This is a genomic window from Antarcticimicrobium sp. (assembly GCF_029212575.1).
GTDB lineage: Bacteria > Pseudomonadota > Alphaproteobacteria > Rhodobacterales > Rhodobacteraceae > Antarcticimicrobium.
The window spans coordinates 197,892-211,873 of the sequence record NZ_JARGPK010000055.1 but is presented as its reverse complement, the minus strand read 5'-3'; the positions used below and the strand labels follow the sequence as shown (position 1 = coordinate 211,873).

Below are 13,982 nucleotides of genomic sequence, written 5' to 3'. Positions count from 1 at the left end.
GGCGATAGGGGCCAGTTCGTATTCCTGCGACATGGCGAGGCCGCCGTGCATCTGGATCGCCTCCTCGGCCACCACCCGCCCGGCGCGCCCGATCAGGTTGCGCGCCGCCGCGATGTGCCGGTCGCGCGACAGGGGGTCGTCGGCCAGATGACCGGCGGCGTTGATCACCGCCGAACGGGCCTGCTCCAGTTCGATCAGCAGGTCGGAGAACCGGTGCTGCAGCGCCTGGAACGTCCCGATGGGCCGACCGAACTGCTGCCGCGTCATCAGGTAGCCGCGGGTGAGTTCCGTCGCGGTCTCCATCGCGCCCAGCGCCTCGGCCGACAGCGCCACGCTGGCCGCCGCCACCGCCGCCGCGATGGCGGGGTAAGCTTCGCCAGCAGCCCCCAACCGGGCCGAGGCGGGCAGGCGCAGGTTGTCGAGCGTGATCTCGGCGGCACGGCCGCCGGCGAGCATCGGATAGCCGCGCAGGGCCACCCCGGCGCTGTCCGCCGGCACCAGGAAGAGGGAGATTCCGTCCGCGTCATCCGCAGCACCGCTTTCGCGGGCCGAGACGATCAGGGACCCGGCGGCCTCGGCGTTGACGACCACGGCCTTGCGCCCGTTCAGTACGATTTCCGCGCCGTTTTGTACGGCCGTGGTTTCGACCCGGCCGAGGTCATAGCGGCTGGTCGGCTCACCATGCGCGACGGCCAGGTGCAGGCTGCCCGCGATCACCTTTTCGAGCAGCGCCTGCTGGTCCGCGTCACCCAGCGCGGCGATCAGCCGTCCGCCCAGCACCGCGGTGTCGAGAAACGGCTCAACCACGCCGGCGCGGCCCAGTTCCTCGAACACGGTGGTGATGTCGAAACCGGCGCCGCCGAAGCCGCCCTGCTCCTCGCTGAACAGCGCGCCGATGACGCCCAGGTCGGCCAGTTCGGACCAGATCGTGGCGCTGATCCCGGTGTCGCTCTCGAGGATCTTGTTGCGTGCCTTGGTGGTGTACTTGTCGGCCAGATAGCGCCGCAGCGTGTCCTGCAGCATCTGCCGTTCATCGGTCAGCGTGAAATCCATGTTCCTCAGCCCTCCATCTTGACTTTGGCGATGATCCCGCGCTGGATCTCGTTCGAGCCGCCGAAGATCGACAGCTTGCGGTTGTTGAAATACTGCGCTGCCACGGGCCCGGCGTACTCCGGGCCGATCGGCGCGTTGTCGCCTTCGACCGCCTCGGAGGCGAAGGGCATCGCGTAGGGGCCCACCGCGCGCCGGGCGAGATCGTTGATCTCCTGCCGGATGATGGTGCCCTTGACCTTGAGCATGGAGCTTTCCACGCCGGGGGCTTGCCCCGCCGCCGCCTGGCTGATGATGCGCAGGTTGGTGGTGGACATCGCCATCAGGTCGATCTCGACCCGTGCCAGCCGGGCGGCGAAATGCGGGTTCTCGATCAGCGGGCGACCGCCGGCCATCTCGGCCCGCGCGATGCGCTTGACCGCGTCGATCCCGGCCTGGGAAAACCCGACGCCGGCGATGTTGGTGCGCTCATGCGTCAGCAGGTACTTGGCATAGGTCCAGCCCTTGTTCTCCTCGCCCACCAGGTTCTCGACCGGAACCTTCACGTCGTTGAAGAAGACCTCGTTCACTTCGGGCGTGCCGTCGAGCAGGATGATCGGGCGCACCTCGATGCCCGGCGTGTCCATGTCGATCAGCAGAAAGGAGATCCCCTCTTGCTGTTTCACGTCCGGGTCGGTGCGCACCAGGCAGAAGATCATGTTGGCGTGCTGGCCCAGCGTGGTCCAGGTCTTCTGCCCGTTGACGATGTAGTGATCGCCGTCGCGCACCGCGCGGGTCTTGAGGCTGGCCAGGTCCGAACCGGCGCCCGGTTCGGAATAGCCCTGGCACCACCAGTCTTCGCCGGACAGGATGCGCGGCAGGTAATGGTCCTGCTGTTGCTTTGAGCCGAATTTCTGCAGCACCGGCGCCAACATGCCGAGGCCAAAGGGCACGATGCGCGGGGCGTTGGCCATCGCCGCCTCCTCCTCGAAGATATGGCGTTGCACCGCGTTCCACTCGGCGCCGCCAAACGCCTTGGGCCAGTTCTGGGCCAGCCAGCCGCGCGCGTTCAGGATCGCGTGCCAGCGTTCGATATCGGCCTTGCCCAGCTCGGCGCCGGAGCGGACCTTGTCGGACAGTTCCTTTGGCAGGTCGTCGCGGAGAAAGGCGCGAACCTCGTCACGGAACGCCTGCTCCTCGGGGGAATAGCTCAGGTCCATCGGGACGCTCCTCTCAGTAGATTTCGAACAGGCCCGCCGCGCCCATGCCGCCGCCGATGCACATGGTCACCACGCCCAGCTTGGCGCCGCGCCGCTTGCCCTCGCGCAGGATGTGGCCGATCATGCGGCCGCCGGTCATGCCGAAGGGGTGGCCGATGGCGATGGAGCCGCCGTTGACGTTGCATTTCTCGTCGTCGATTCCGAGCCGGTCGCGGCAATAGAGCGCCTGCGACGCGAAAGCCTCGTTCAACTCCCAGATGTCGATGTCGTCGACCTTGAGCCCGTGACGTTCCAGCAGGCGCGGCACGGCAAAGACCGGGCCAATGCCCATCTCGTCGGGCTCGCATCCGGCAACGGCAAAGCCCTTGAAGGCACCCATCGCCTCGATCCCGCGCTTCTCGGCATCGGCGCTGTCCATCAGCACCACGGCGGCGGCGCCATCGGAAAGCTGGCTGGCGTTGCCGGCGGTGACGAAGTTGCCCGCGCCGCGCACCGGCTCCAGCTTGGCCAGCCCCTCGAGCGTGGTTTGCGGCCGGTTGCATTCGTCGCGGTCGACCACGACCTCTTGCATCGTGATCTCGCCGGTTTCCTTGTCCTTGACGGCCATGGTGGCGGTCATCGGCACGATCTCGTCGGCGAAGAGGCCGCTTTCCTGCGCCTTGGCGATCCGCTGCTGGCTGCGCAGACCGTATTCGTCCTGCGCCTCGCGCGTGATGCCATAGCGGTTGGCGACGATGTCGGCAGTTTCGATCATGGTCATGTAGACCGCCGGCTTATGCTCCAGCAGCCACGGATCGGGCGCTTGCCGCGCCTTGGGCTGCACCATCGAGATGCTTTCAACCCCGCCGGCGACCATCGGGCCGGCGCCTTCGCAGGTGATCGCGTTGGCGGCCATCGCCACGGTCTGCAGCCCGGAGGAGCAGAACCGGTTGACCGTCACGCCGGATGTGGTGATCGGCAGCCCGGCGCGCAGGGCGATCTGGCGCGCGATGTTGCTGCCGGTCTCGGCCTCGGGCGTGCCGCAGCCCATGAAGCAATCCTCGATCTCGCCGGGTTCGAGCCCGGAGCGCTCCACCGCGGCCTGCACCGCGTGGCCACCCATGGTGGCGCCATGGGTGATGTTGAACGACCCCCGGAAGGACTTGGCCAGACCGGTGCGGTTGGCAGCTACGATAACAGCTTGTTTCATCGGGATTTCTCCTTTTCAATCCTTGTTCAGATCGTCGAACGTGCGCCCTTCGGCGACGAGTTGCTCCAACAGCGGCGCAGGGTCCCAGAAATAGGGATCCGCCTCGGCCCAGGACTTGATGTCCGCGAGCAGCCCGTCAAGGCCCTGCATGTCGGCCCATTTCATCGGCCCGCCGCGATAGCGCGGAAAGCCGTAGCCGTAGAGCAGGGTGACATCGACATCGAGCGGTCGCTTGGCGATCCCCTCGCCCACCACCTTGGCGGCCTCGTTGACCATCGCGGCCATGTAGCGGCGCACGATCTCGTCGTCCGTGAACGCGCGCGGGGTGAGGCCCTGCGCGGCGCGGTCGGCCTCGATCAGCGGCATCATGTCGGGGTTGGGCACGCGGGCCTTGGCGCCGGCGGCATAGTCGTAATAACCCTTGCCGGTCTTCTGGCCGAAATTGCCCCCCTCGCAGAGCTTGTCGGCATAGGTGAAATCGCGCGCGCGCGGGTCCATCCCCTCGGCGCGCTTGCGCTTGCGCACGGCCCAGCCGATGTCGAGCCCGGCCAGATCGCCCACCGCATAGGGGCCCATGGCAAAGCCGAATTTCTCAAGCGCCGCGTCGATCTGATAGGGGCTGGCGCCGTCAAGGATCATGTAGTCGGCGCAGGTGCGGTATTTCGACAGGATGCGATTGCCGATGAAGCCGTCGCAGACCCCGGCGCGGACCGAGACCTTGCCCATCTTCTTGCCCAGCGCGAAACCGGTGGCGGCCACGTCCGGCGCGGTCTTGTCGGCGACCACGACCTCGAGCAGTTTCATCACATGGGCCGGCGAGAAGAAGTGCAGCCCGATGACGTCGCCGGGACGCGAGGTGCAGGCGGCAATCTCGTTCACGTCGAGGTAAGAGGTGTTGGAGGCCAGCACTGCGCCCGGCTTGCAGACCGCGTCGAGCTTGCCGAACACGTCCTTTTTCACGCCCATCTCCTCGAACACCGCCTCGATCACCAGATCGGCGTCGGAGAGCGCGGCGTAATCAGTGGCCAGCGTCAGCGATTTTTCGGTCAGCTCCTCGAACTGCGCCTGGCTGATCTTGCCGCGTTTCAGCGCACCTTGCAGGTTGCCCGAGATCCGGGTCTTGGCGGCCTGCGCCGCCTCCGCGTTCATCTCGATCAGCGTGACCTTGAGCCCCGAGAGCAGCGCCGAGGTGGCGATGCCCGCCCCCATGGTGCCGCCGCCGATGACGCCGATGGCGGTCAGGTCGCGGGGCGTCACCCCGTCCAGTTCGGGCAGCTTGCCAACTGCGCGCTCGGCAAAGAAGGCGTGGATCAGCCCCTCGCGCTGGTCGGTGGCCATGAGTTCCATGAACAGCTCGCGCTCGCGCTTCATGCCCTCGGCGAAAGGCAGTTCGCTGCTGGCCTGGATGCCGCGCACGGCGACGGCGGGGGCAAGCTGGCCGCGGCCCTTTTTCAGCACGGAATCATAGAGCGCGTCGAAATCCACCGGGGCGGGCGCGGCCATCTCGCTGATGGCGCGGCGGGGGGCGTTCGTGTCGATCAACTCTTGCGCATAGGCCAGGCCGATCTCGCGCGGGGTGCCGTCCTCGATGCGGTCTATGAGGCCCATCTCCAGCGCCTCGGCGGCGCCGACCTGACGGCCCGAGGTGATCACGTCGAGCGAAGCGTCGATGCCGATCAGACGCGGCAGGCGCTGGGTGCCGCCGGCGCCCGGCATCACACCGATCAGAACCTCGGGCAGGCCCATGCGCGCCTTGGGCACGGCGATGCGGTAATGCGAGCCCAGCGCAATCTCGAGCCCGCCGCCCAGCGCGGTGCCGTGCAGCGCCGACACCACGATCAGCGGCGAGGATTCGATGCGGGTGCAGACGTCAGGCAGGAAGGGTTCGGTCGGCGGCTTGCCGAATTCGCGGATGTCGGCGCCGGCGAAGAACGTCCGCCCCTCGCCATAGATCAGCACCCCCTTGGCGCCGTCCTTTTCGGCCCGCTCGATCCCCTCGACCAGCCCCTGGCGCACCGCGAGACCCAGCGCGTTGACCGGCGGGTTGTTTGCCGCCAGTACCGCGATATCGCCAATTTTCTCGTAAACAATGGCCTCGGACATCCGGCCTTTCCCCTCTTTGTGACCGGCCGACCCGCGCGCGGGCCCTTGTGCCGGTGTTGGTCGCAGTCTATCGGATTTCTAGCGGTGAAGGCGGCGCCTGTGCAAACCCGCAACGCATAACATTGCGTCACTTCCGGCTGTGCGGCGCGCGGTCAGGCCTCCCCTCCGACAATTTCGCAATGCGGAACCGGGTTCCGCAAGCTGCGCGCAGACTAGGCGCAAGCGGCAGATGAGATCAAGTCCAAAGCCCCGCGCGTAAGAATATTGCGGCGGGAACCGGGGGGGCGCGGGGATACGATCACGGGCGGGGAATGATCCCCGCGTCCACCCATGCGTCGAACCGGGCCAGCGCCGCTTCGGCAAAGGCGGCGTCGTTGATATGCGCCGTCAGCTGCTGCAGGTCCACGTTGGCAGGGCAGCAGGCCGTCACCTCGTCGCAGAAGGCGGCCAGCCCTTCGGCGTCGTGCAGGTCGGCGCCGGGGCGATCCCATTCGTTGCAACCGCCGCGCGGCAGCAGCAGGGCAACCGGGCCCGAAGCATCGGCCAGCTTGCCGCAGATCTCGCGCGCGACCTGCCGCCGTTCCCCGGAGGTCAGAACCGCCGAGGTCAACAGCCGGTTATGCGCATGGCTGGGCCGGTCGGCAAGCTGCGGCGGCGCCGGTTGCCAGCCGACATAATCGATCAGATCGTAGCACCCCGGCGCGACGATCTGCGGAATGCCGAGACGGCCCGCATGGGTCATCCGGTCCGCGCCTGCGCTGAGGCCGCCGAAGATATGGTTCGACACCTCCTGCGGGGCGAAATCCATCACGGCGGCAAAGGCCCCCTCACCGGCCAGCGATTCGAAGGCCCGCCCGCCCATGCCGGTGGCGTGGAACACCGCCACCTCGTATCCGCGTTTCTCAAGCTCGGGCTTCAGCGTCACCATGTAGCGCAGCACGGTCTTGCCGAATGAGGTCATGCCGATCAGCGGCCGGTTGCGTTTGGGCATCTCGACCGCCCGCGCCGCCCCCAGAACCGCGCCAGCAGCCTGGCTGAGCGAGGATTTGCAGACCGAGTTCAGCCCGTAAAGCCCGCCGGCCCAGAGGATCATCTGCACATCGGCCGGGATCCGTTCGGGCGGCAGAAGCGGCGAGAAGGACACTGTCGAGACGATGTACTTCGGCACCCCCAACGGCAGCGCCGCGCAGAGATCAAGCGCCAGGTCGGTGCCCATGGTGCCGCCCAGCACGATCACCCCGTCAATCCGTCCCTCTTCATAAAGCCCGCGCGCCAGGACCGCCGCGCCGCGCGCCATGATCTGCATCGCGGCATTCTCATTGCCGCTGTCGATCACCTCCTGGATGGAACTGCCGCCGGCCTGGGCGACGCGATATTTGGGAATGACGGTGCGTTCCTTCGGATCGCCCAGCACGCTGACGTCCATCGTCAGCACGCTGCCGCCCTGCCCGGTGATGCAATCGCAGAGGTAGTTCAACTCGTCGTCCTTGGTGTCATAGGTGCCCGCGACGAGGATGGTCTTGTCTGTCATGGCGTCCCCCCTCCCTGGGTTGCGTTACAGCTGGATCCAGGCTGTCTTGAGGTCAACGTATTTGTCGAGCGCGTGCAGCGATTTGTCATGCCCGTTACCGGATTGTTTGACGCCGCCCAGCGGCACGGTCATGTCGGCGCCGCCGTAGGTGTTCACATGCACCACGCCGGCACGGATGCCCGCCACCATGCGATGCGCGCGGCCAAGGTTGCCGGTCCAGACCGCGGCGGCCAGCCCGAAGTCGGTCGCATTGGCCAGGTGCAGCGCCTCTTGCTCGCTGTCGAACGCCGTGACGGCGAGGACCGGGCCGAACACCTCGCGCTGAAACAGCGTGGCGTCGGGGGTGACATGGGTGACGACGGTGGGCGCCATGTAGGTGCCGCCGGTCTCCTGCAGGATGCGGCTGCCGCCGGTGGCGATCCGTCCGCCCTCGGCCCGCGCCATGTCCATGAACGAGAGGTTGCGGCGCAGCTGATCCTCGGAGTTCACCGCGCCGATCTGAGAGGCGAGATCGAGCGGATCGCCCACTCGCAACGCCTCGGCCTCCTCGGTCAGCATGGCAACGAAGTCATCATGGACCGCGCGCTCCACCAAAAGGCGTGAGCCGGCAACGCAGACCTGCCCGGAATTGCGAAAGATCCCCATCGCCGAGACCTTTGCCGCCTGCCCCAGATCGGGGGCATCGGCAAAGACGATGTTGGGCGACTTGCCGCCCAGCTCCAGGTAGACCCGCTTGAGGTTGGAGGCGGCAGAGGCCTCCAGCAGCCGGCGGCCCGTGGCGCCCGATCCGGTGAAGGTCAGCACATCGACCCCCATCGAGGCCGACAGCGCCGCGCCGGTCTCGGCCCCGGGGCCGGTGACCACGTTCAGCACCCCGTCGGGCAGCCCGCAGTCGGAACAGATCTCGGCCAGCCGCAGCAGCGTGAGCGAGGCGGTCTCGGCCGGTTTCAGCACCACCGAATTGCCCATCGCCAGCGCCGGCGCCAGTTTCCACGCCCCGATCATCAGCGGGAAGTTCCAGGGCACGATGGCCCCCACCACCCCCACCGGTTCGCGGTGCACGAGGCCCAGCACATCCGCGGCGGTCGGCGCGATCTCGCCCGCCACCTTGTCGATGGCCTCGGCGTAATAGCGAAAGGTGCCCGCCGCCGATCCCGGCTCGGCCTTGAAGGCCATGTTGAACTCGGTCCCGTTGTCGCGAATGCCCAGCACGGCCAGTTCCAGCGCCTCGGCCTCGATCCGGTCGGCGATGGCGTGCATCACCTTCTTCCGCGCGGCAGGCGCCAGCCGCGACCAGCGCCCGTCGTCAAAGGCGGCGCGGGCACTGGCGACCGCGCGCTCCACATCCGCGGCGGAGGCGCCCGCAAGTGTGGTCAGAACAGATCCATCAATCGGCGATACCACTTCAAGCGGCGCGCCCTCTGCAGCTTGCCACGTTCCATCAAGAAAGAGCTTTTGCGGCGCAACAGCAGCCTGCCGAAGCTCGTCGATCTGTGATTGCTCAGCCATTCGGCCTCCTTGAGGTCACGGCGGTCCAGCCAGAGACGGCGGACATGGATCACCAGGACCAAGACGATGATAAGAAAAAGGATGAAGGAAACCGGGCGGTCGATCATGTCGAGCGGGGTTTTCACCCGTGCCATTCCGGCGCGCAGCTTGACCTCCATGATGCCGCCCAGAACCATGCCGAGGATGATCGGCACCGCCGGAAGCGACAGCCGTTTCAGGATATAGCCCAGCACCCCGAAGACCGCCGCGAGCACGCAATCGGTAGCCGAGTTGCGCAGCGAATAGACCCCGACGAAACTGAGCGTGAGGATGCAGACCCCGAGAAAGCGGTTGGGGATCTTGACCACCTGGATCAGCGATTTGGTCGCCACCAGGAGAAAGGCCAGCACCAGCAGGTTGAGGATCAGCAGCGCGATATAGAGGGCGACGACGAAATCCATGTCGTTCTGGAACAGGCCCGGCCCCGGCACCACGTTGTGAACGTAGAAGACGCTCAGCATCATCGCGGTCAGCGCCTCGCCCGGGATGCCCAGCGCCAGCAGCGGCACCATGGCGGCGGCAGGCACCGCGTTGTTGGCGGTCTCTGCCGCGATCAGCCCCTCGGAGGAGCCGCGACCGAAATCCTCGGGTCGTTTCGAGGTGCGCTGCGCGTAGGTATAGGACATGAACTGGGCGGTGAATTCGCCGACGCCGGGGATCATTCCCATGATCACCCCGAAGCCCGCCGAGACGCTGGCGATGCGCGGATGACGCAAAAGCTCGCGCATCCCCTGGAACAGGCTGCCGCCGGAGAGCCGGGTGGTGCGGATCTTCTCATCCTCGCTGGTCAGCAGCACGAAGGCCTGGCTGAGCGCAAAGAGGCCGAGCACCACCACGATCAGGTTGATGCCGCCCTGCAGGAACGGCTGATCGAAGGTGTAGCGCTGGGAATATTTCACCGGCTCCAGCCCGATCGTCTGCAGAAAGATGCCGAAGGCGGCCAGCGCCCCGGCCATCAGCGCCTGCCCCCGGTGGGCGACGACCACCAGGATGATGCCAAGAAGGGCCGCGAGAAAGATCTCGCGGCTGCCGAACATCGGCGCGATCCTTGCCAGAACCGGCGCGAAGAGGATCAGGCAGATCACCGAGAAGATGCCGCCGAAGAAGGACGACGAATAGGCCAGCGACAGCGCGCGGCGCGGCTCTCCGCGCGCGGTCATCGGGTAGCCGTCATAGGTGGTCAGCGCGTTGACCGCGGTGCCCGGCGTGTTGATCAGGATGGCGGGGATCGAGCCGCCGTACATGGAACTGCCGTAGATGCCCAAAAGCACCGTCAGCCCGACGATCGGGTCCATCGAAAAGGTCGCGGGCAGCAGGATGGCGATCGCCACCGCCGGGCCGACGCCGGGGATCGCGCCGATCAGCACGCCGCCGACCGAGCCCACCAGCAGCGCCAGCGCCACGTCCCAGCGCATCAGGATCTCGATTGCGGAGAGAAGAAGATCCATCAGAGGTTCAGGATGAAAAAGCTGCGCAATCCGCCGGGCAGATACTCATAGACCGCACCGCCGGGGATCTTCACGCCGAGAAAGGATTTGAACAGCACCACCACCGCCACCGCGAAGACGAGGCTGACGACCATCATGAACCGGCTGCGATAGCCCATGCGCCAGGCCAGCAGCGGCACGAAGATCAGGGTCACAGGCAGGTAACCCAGCAGCGGCACCAGCAGCACGTAGACAAGGAACCAGACCGCGTATTCCAGCACCGAGGCCCAGCGGCGCAGTTCGGCCCGGTCGGCGGTGGTGAAACGGCGCCAGGGCAGCCGCTTCAGGTGCAGCCCGCCCAGCAACACCATGCCGCCCAGCCCCACCGCCGGCCAGAACCGGGGTTGGGAAAAGAAGGCGGTGCGCTCGGCCCAGCGGGTCTGGCTGCCGATCTGCGTCAGCAGCAGAACCGACAGCGCCACGAAGCCCAGCGCAAAAAGGATCTGGCCGCGCCGGGGTCCGGCAAAGCGGCGCTCACGTTCGGTTGCCATCTGGCGTCACTCCGCAGGGCCAGGGGCCGGGGACATTCCCCGGCCCCCCGGGCAGATCATTCCAGCAGTTCGCCGATGCGGGCAACGGTGTCGATGTCCTTGGCGATGCGCGCGGCGCTGTCATCGGCGTTCTGCCAGTAGACCAGCGCGCCGGTCTCCTTGGCGACGTTCTGCGCCCGCTCGCTCATCACCGTCTTGCTGGCCACCGCGATGATCTTGTCGCGCACGTCCTGCGGCGTGTCCTTGGTCACGAAGAGCCCGTTCCACAGCGCGATGTCGAGGCTTGCCTCGAGCTCTCCGATGGTGGGGGTGTCGGGGATCAGCGGGATGCGCTCGTCGGTGATCGAGACCAGAACCTTGACGCTGTCGAGACAGGGCAGGATCAGCTGCAGTGTGGTGTTGATCACATCCGCGTCGCCGCTGGCCAGCGTGTTGCAGTCGAGCGCGTCAAACGCCGCGTCGGAGCCGAAGTCGAAACCGGCGGTCTTGGCATAGGCCTTGGTCACCTGGGTCGGTGTCAGCACGTCGCCGAAATGGCCCAGCGCAACCTCGTTCTCCCTGGCGTAGGCGGCCAGTTCGGCCATCGAGGAATAGGGCGCGTCGCCAGAGGTGGCGATGACGAAGGGATAGGTCAGGAAGATGCCCAGCGGATCGAACTTTGCCGGGGTCAACGGCGGGATGTCGATCTGGTGGCCGACCACCGGCACGCCGATCACGAAAGAACCGATGGTATAACCATCGGCCGGCGCATTGGCCACCTCGATGGCGCCGGGGAAAGGGCCGCCGCCGCCGCCGGGCTTGTTCACCACCGCCGCCGCGATGCCGTATTCGGTCTGGAAATCCTCGGCGATCATCCGGGTCAGCACATCCTCCAGATCGCCCGGCGGCCAGGGCACGATGAAGTTTACCGGCTTTTCGGGGTATTCGGCCAGCGCCGCGCCGGCACTCATCAGCGCCGCCGCCGCTGCCGTGGCGAGGGTAAGGGAAAGTTTCATTGCAGACCTCCTTGTTGCCGGTTCATTATTTGAACCATTGGTTTGTTTTAGATTGACAGCCCACGCGCCGATCTGTCAACACCATTGCAGACCGGCTGGCCGAAAAACATGAAAAAGCCTGCAATCCAATCGCAGCGGGAGGACGATGAAAGATGGGTACCGTCACCAAAGCCTTGTCGTTGCTGACGTTTTTCACCCAGACACGGCCCGAGATCGGGCTCAGCGATCTCACCCGGCTTTCGGGCATGAACAAGGCCACCGCCTATCGCCTGCTCACCGAATTGCAGGCGGGGGGATTCGTCGAACAGGCCGGAACGGGCCGCGCCTATCGTCTGGGCCCGGAGGTTCTGCGGCTGGCCGCCCTGCGCGAGGCCTCGGTGCCGATCCTCACCGTCTCGCGCGGGGTGCTCGACGGGCTCAGCGCGGCGACCGGCGAGACCACCCATGTCTCACTGGTGCGCGCAGAGGTGCTCAACACCATCGCGCACGCCTACAGCCCCAGCCATGCCACCCGCGTGGCGATGGACGATGCCGAGGTGATTTCCTTTCACGGCACCGCCTCCGGGCTGGCGTTTCTGGCCTATGCCGATCCGGGCTTTGTCGATGCCGTGCTGTCCCGGCCGCTGGCCGCCCATACCGGCGACACCGTCACCGATCCCGAACGGATCCGCGCGTTGCTGGACCGGGTGCGCGCCGAGGGCATCGCCGAATCCATCGGCGGGTTCGAGGCCGACGTGCATTCCCACGCCACGCCGATTTTCGGGGCCGATGGCAGGCCGATCGGCGCGCTGGCCGTGGCCGCCCCGGTGTCGCGCATGACGGCGGAGCTGCGCGCCCTGATCCGAACCGAGTTGAACCGCGCCGCATTGGCGCTGACGCGGGACATCGGCGGCAGCTGCCCGCCGGCCTATCCCAGGCGGATGGCCGCATGACCCGCCCCCCTTTCCCCTTTGCCTCCGCCATGGCGGCGCCCCCCTATCCGGCCCTCGACCGAGTGGCCCCCAGCAAGGAGCTGTCCCGATGAAAGATTCCAATTTCCTAAAGGAACACAACGCCCGGTCGCTGTGGCATCCGATGGCGCATCCGGCCGACAGCCAGGCCAACCCGCCGACCATCGTCACCGGCGCCCAGGGCGTGCGGATCACCGATGTGGACGGCCACGAGGTGGTCGATGGCGTCGGCGGGCTGTGGAACGTGAACCTCGGGTTCTCCTGCCAGCCGATCAAGGATGCGATCGCGGCCCAGCTCGACCAGCTGCCCTATTACTCGATCTTCCGGGGCACCACCAATGACGCGGTGATCCAGCTGGCCGAAGAGCTGCGCGACTTTTTCGAACCCGACGGACTCAGCCGCGCCTTCTACACCTCGGGCGGATCCGACTCGGTGGAAACCGCGCTGCGGCTGGCGCGCCAGTACCACAAGATCCGGGGCGAGGCCGGTCGGGTCAAGTTCCTGAGCCTGAAAAAGGGCTATCACGGCACCCACATGGGTGGCGCATCGGTCAACGGCAACGCCAACTTCCGCACCCAGTACGAACCGCTTCTGCCCGGCTGCCACCACATCCCGGCGCCCTATACCTATCGCAACCCGTTTGATGAGACCGACCCGGAGCGGCTGGCACAGCTTTGCCTGTCGGCGCTGGAGGATGAGATCGCGTTTCAGGGCGCCGGCACCATCGCGGCGATGATCATGGAACCGGTCCTCGGGGCCGGCGGGGTGATCCCGCCGCACGAAAGCTTCATGCCCGGGGTGCGCGAGATCTGTTCCAGGCACGGCATCCTGCTGATCGCGGACGAGGTGATCACCGCCTTCGGCCGCACCGGAAGCTGGACCGGATCGCGCCACTGGGGCGTGCAGCCCGACCTGATGTGCACCGCCAAGGCGATCACCAACGGTTATTTCCCGTTCGGCGCGGTGATGATCGCCGAACATGTCGCCGAGACCTTCGAGAAGGACGAAAGCGGCCGCGCCGCCGTCGGCCACGGCTACACCTACTCCGGTCATCCGGTCGGGGCCGCCGCCGCGCTGGCCTGTCTGGCCGAGACGTTGCGGCTGAACGTGCCGGAAAACGCCGCCGCGCGCGGGGCGCAACTGCATCAGGGCCTGCTGACCCTTCAGGAGAAATACGAGGTGATCGGCGACGTGCGCGGTGGCCACGGGTTGATGTGCGCGATGGAACTGGTCAGCGACCGCGCCAGCAAGGCGCCGATCGACAAGAAGACCATCAACACGGTGCAGGAGGTGGCCTATCAGAGCGGCGCGATGGTGCGGGTTTCGGGGCCCAACATCATCCTGTCGCCGCCACTGATCCTGTCCAGCGACGAGGCCGATATCATCCTCGCAGCACTCGACGCCGGGCTCTCCGCCGCGGGCTGAGGGAGCGGTCGGG

11 protein-coding genes are annotated in these 13,982 nt (G+C 66.8%); 2 read left to right on the top strand and 9 right to left on the bottom strand.

Annotated features, from left to right (window positions below; all coding sequences use genetic code 11):
* The 9 genes from P1U75_RS12230 to P1U75_RS12190 all read right to left on the bottom strand — a co-directional run.
* The coding region (locus tag P1U75_RS12230) for an acyl-CoA dehydrogenase family protein (protein ID WP_300243700.1) at positions 1-1,053 on the bottom strand (1,053 nt) is incomplete at its 3' end.
* A 5-nt stretch (positions 1,054-1,058) separates the two neighbouring features.
* Positions 1,059-2,249 carry an acyl-CoA dehydrogenase family protein gene (locus tag P1U75_RS12225; protein WP_300243696.1) on the bottom strand — a complete coding sequence of 397 codons (1,191 nt, stop codon included), beginning with the start codon at positions 2,247-2,249 and terminating at the stop codon, positions 1,059-1,061.
* A 13-nt stretch (positions 2,250-2,262) separates the two neighbouring features.
* Entirely contained in the window at positions 2,263-3,438 is a 1,176-nt protein-coding gene (locus tag P1U75_RS12220) for an acetyl-CoA C-acyltransferase (protein ID WP_300243693.1), read from the bottom strand.
* 15 nt (positions 3,439-3,453) lie between these two features.
* Positions 3,454-5,541 carry an FAD-dependent oxidoreductase gene (locus P1U75_RS12215; protein WP_300243691.1) on the bottom strand — a complete coding sequence of 696 codons (2,088 nt, stop codon included), beginning with the start codon at positions 5,539-5,541 and terminating at the stop codon, positions 3,454-3,456.
* 298 nt (positions 5,542-5,839) lie between these two features.
* Entirely contained in the window at positions 5,840-7,072 is a 1,233-nt protein-coding gene (locus P1U75_RS12210; RefSeq protein WP_300243688.1) for a Tm-1-like ATP-binding domain-containing protein, read from the bottom strand.
* 24 nt (positions 7,073-7,096) lie between these two features.
* Positions 7,097-8,476 (bottom strand): aldehyde dehydrogenase, encoded by a 1,380-nt coding sequence (locus P1U75_RS12205; RefSeq protein ID WP_300243686.1) that lies wholly within the window; start codon positions 8,474-8,476, stop codon positions 7,097-7,099.
* A complete protein-coding gene (locus P1U75_RS12200) occupies positions 8,446-10,068 on the bottom strand; it encodes a tripartite tricarboxylate transporter permease (protein ID WP_300243683.1) in 1,623 nt (540 codons plus the stop codon). The genes P1U75_RS12205 and P1U75_RS12200 overlap by 31 nt, the downstream gene beginning before the upstream one ends.
* Positions 10,068-10,598, bottom strand: coding sequence for a tripartite tricarboxylate transporter TctB family protein (locus P1U75_RS12195; RefSeq protein ID WP_300243680.1), 531 nt, complete (start codon positions 10,596-10,598; stop codon positions 10,068-10,070). Before P1U75_RS12195 ends, P1U75_RS12200 begins: the two co-directional genes overlap by 1 nt.
* A 56-nt stretch (positions 10,599-10,654) precedes the next feature.
* Positions 10,655-11,593, bottom strand: a complete 939-nt coding sequence (locus tag P1U75_RS12190) for a tripartite tricarboxylate transporter substrate binding protein (protein ID WP_300243678.1) — start codon at positions 11,591-11,593, stop codon at positions 10,655-10,657.
* A gap of 152 nt (positions 11,594-11,745) precedes the next feature.
* Between P1U75_RS12190 and P1U75_RS12185 the strand changes: the two genes are divergently transcribed.
* Positions 11,746-12,525: an IclR family transcriptional regulator gene (locus P1U75_RS12185; protein ID WP_300243676.1), complete on the top strand. Its 780-nt coding sequence runs from the start codon at positions 11,746-11,748 to the stop codon at positions 12,523-12,525.
* A gap of 88 nt (positions 12,526-12,613) precedes the next feature.
* The gene (locus tag P1U75_RS12180) at positions 12,614-13,969 is read left to right on the top strand and encodes an aspartate aminotransferase family protein (RefSeq protein ID WP_300243674.1); all 1,356 of its coding nucleotides are present in this window, start codon (positions 12,614-12,616) and stop codon (positions 13,967-13,969) included.
* The last annotated feature ends 13 nt before the right edge of the window (positions 13,970-13,982 follow it).

What these genes read in the sequence shown, in the direction of transcription:
- P1U75_RS12225 (WP_300243696.1), bottom strand. Translation starts at nt 2,249, where the DNA reads ATGGACCTGAGCTATTCCCCCGAGGAGCAGGCGTTCCGTGACGAGGTT.
- P1U75_RS12215 (WP_300243691.1), bottom strand. Translation starts at nt 5,541, where the DNA reads ATGTCCGAGGCCATTGTTTACGAGAAAATTGGCGATATCGCGGTACTG.
- P1U75_RS12190 (WP_300243678.1), bottom strand. Translation starts at nt 11,593, where the DNA reads ATGAAACTTTCCCTTACCCTCGCCACGGCAGCGGCGGCGGCGCTGATG.
- P1U75_RS12195 (WP_300243680.1), bottom strand. Translation starts at nt 10,598, where the DNA reads ATGGCAACCGAACGTGAGCGCCGCTTTGCCGGACCCCGGCGCGGCCAG.
- P1U75_RS12185 (WP_300243676.1), top strand. Translation starts at nt 11,746, where the DNA reads ATGGGTACCGTCACCAAAGCCTTGTCGTTGCTGACGTTTTTCACCCAG.
- P1U75_RS12220 (WP_300243693.1), bottom strand. Translation starts at nt 3,438, where the DNA reads ATGAAACAAGCTGTTATCGTAGCTGCCAACCGCACCGGTCTGGCCAAG.
- P1U75_RS12180 (WP_300243674.1), top strand. Translation starts at nt 12,614, where the DNA reads ATGAAAGATTCCAATTTCCTAAAGGAACACAACGCCCGGTCGCTGTGG.
- P1U75_RS12200 (WP_300243683.1), bottom strand. Translation starts at nt 10,068, where the DNA reads ATGGATCTTCTTCTCTCCGCAATCGAGATCCTGATGCGCTGGGACGTG.
- P1U75_RS12210 (WP_300243688.1), bottom strand. Translation starts at nt 7,072, where the DNA reads ATGACAGACAAGACCATCCTCGTCGCGGGCACCTATGACACCAAGGAC.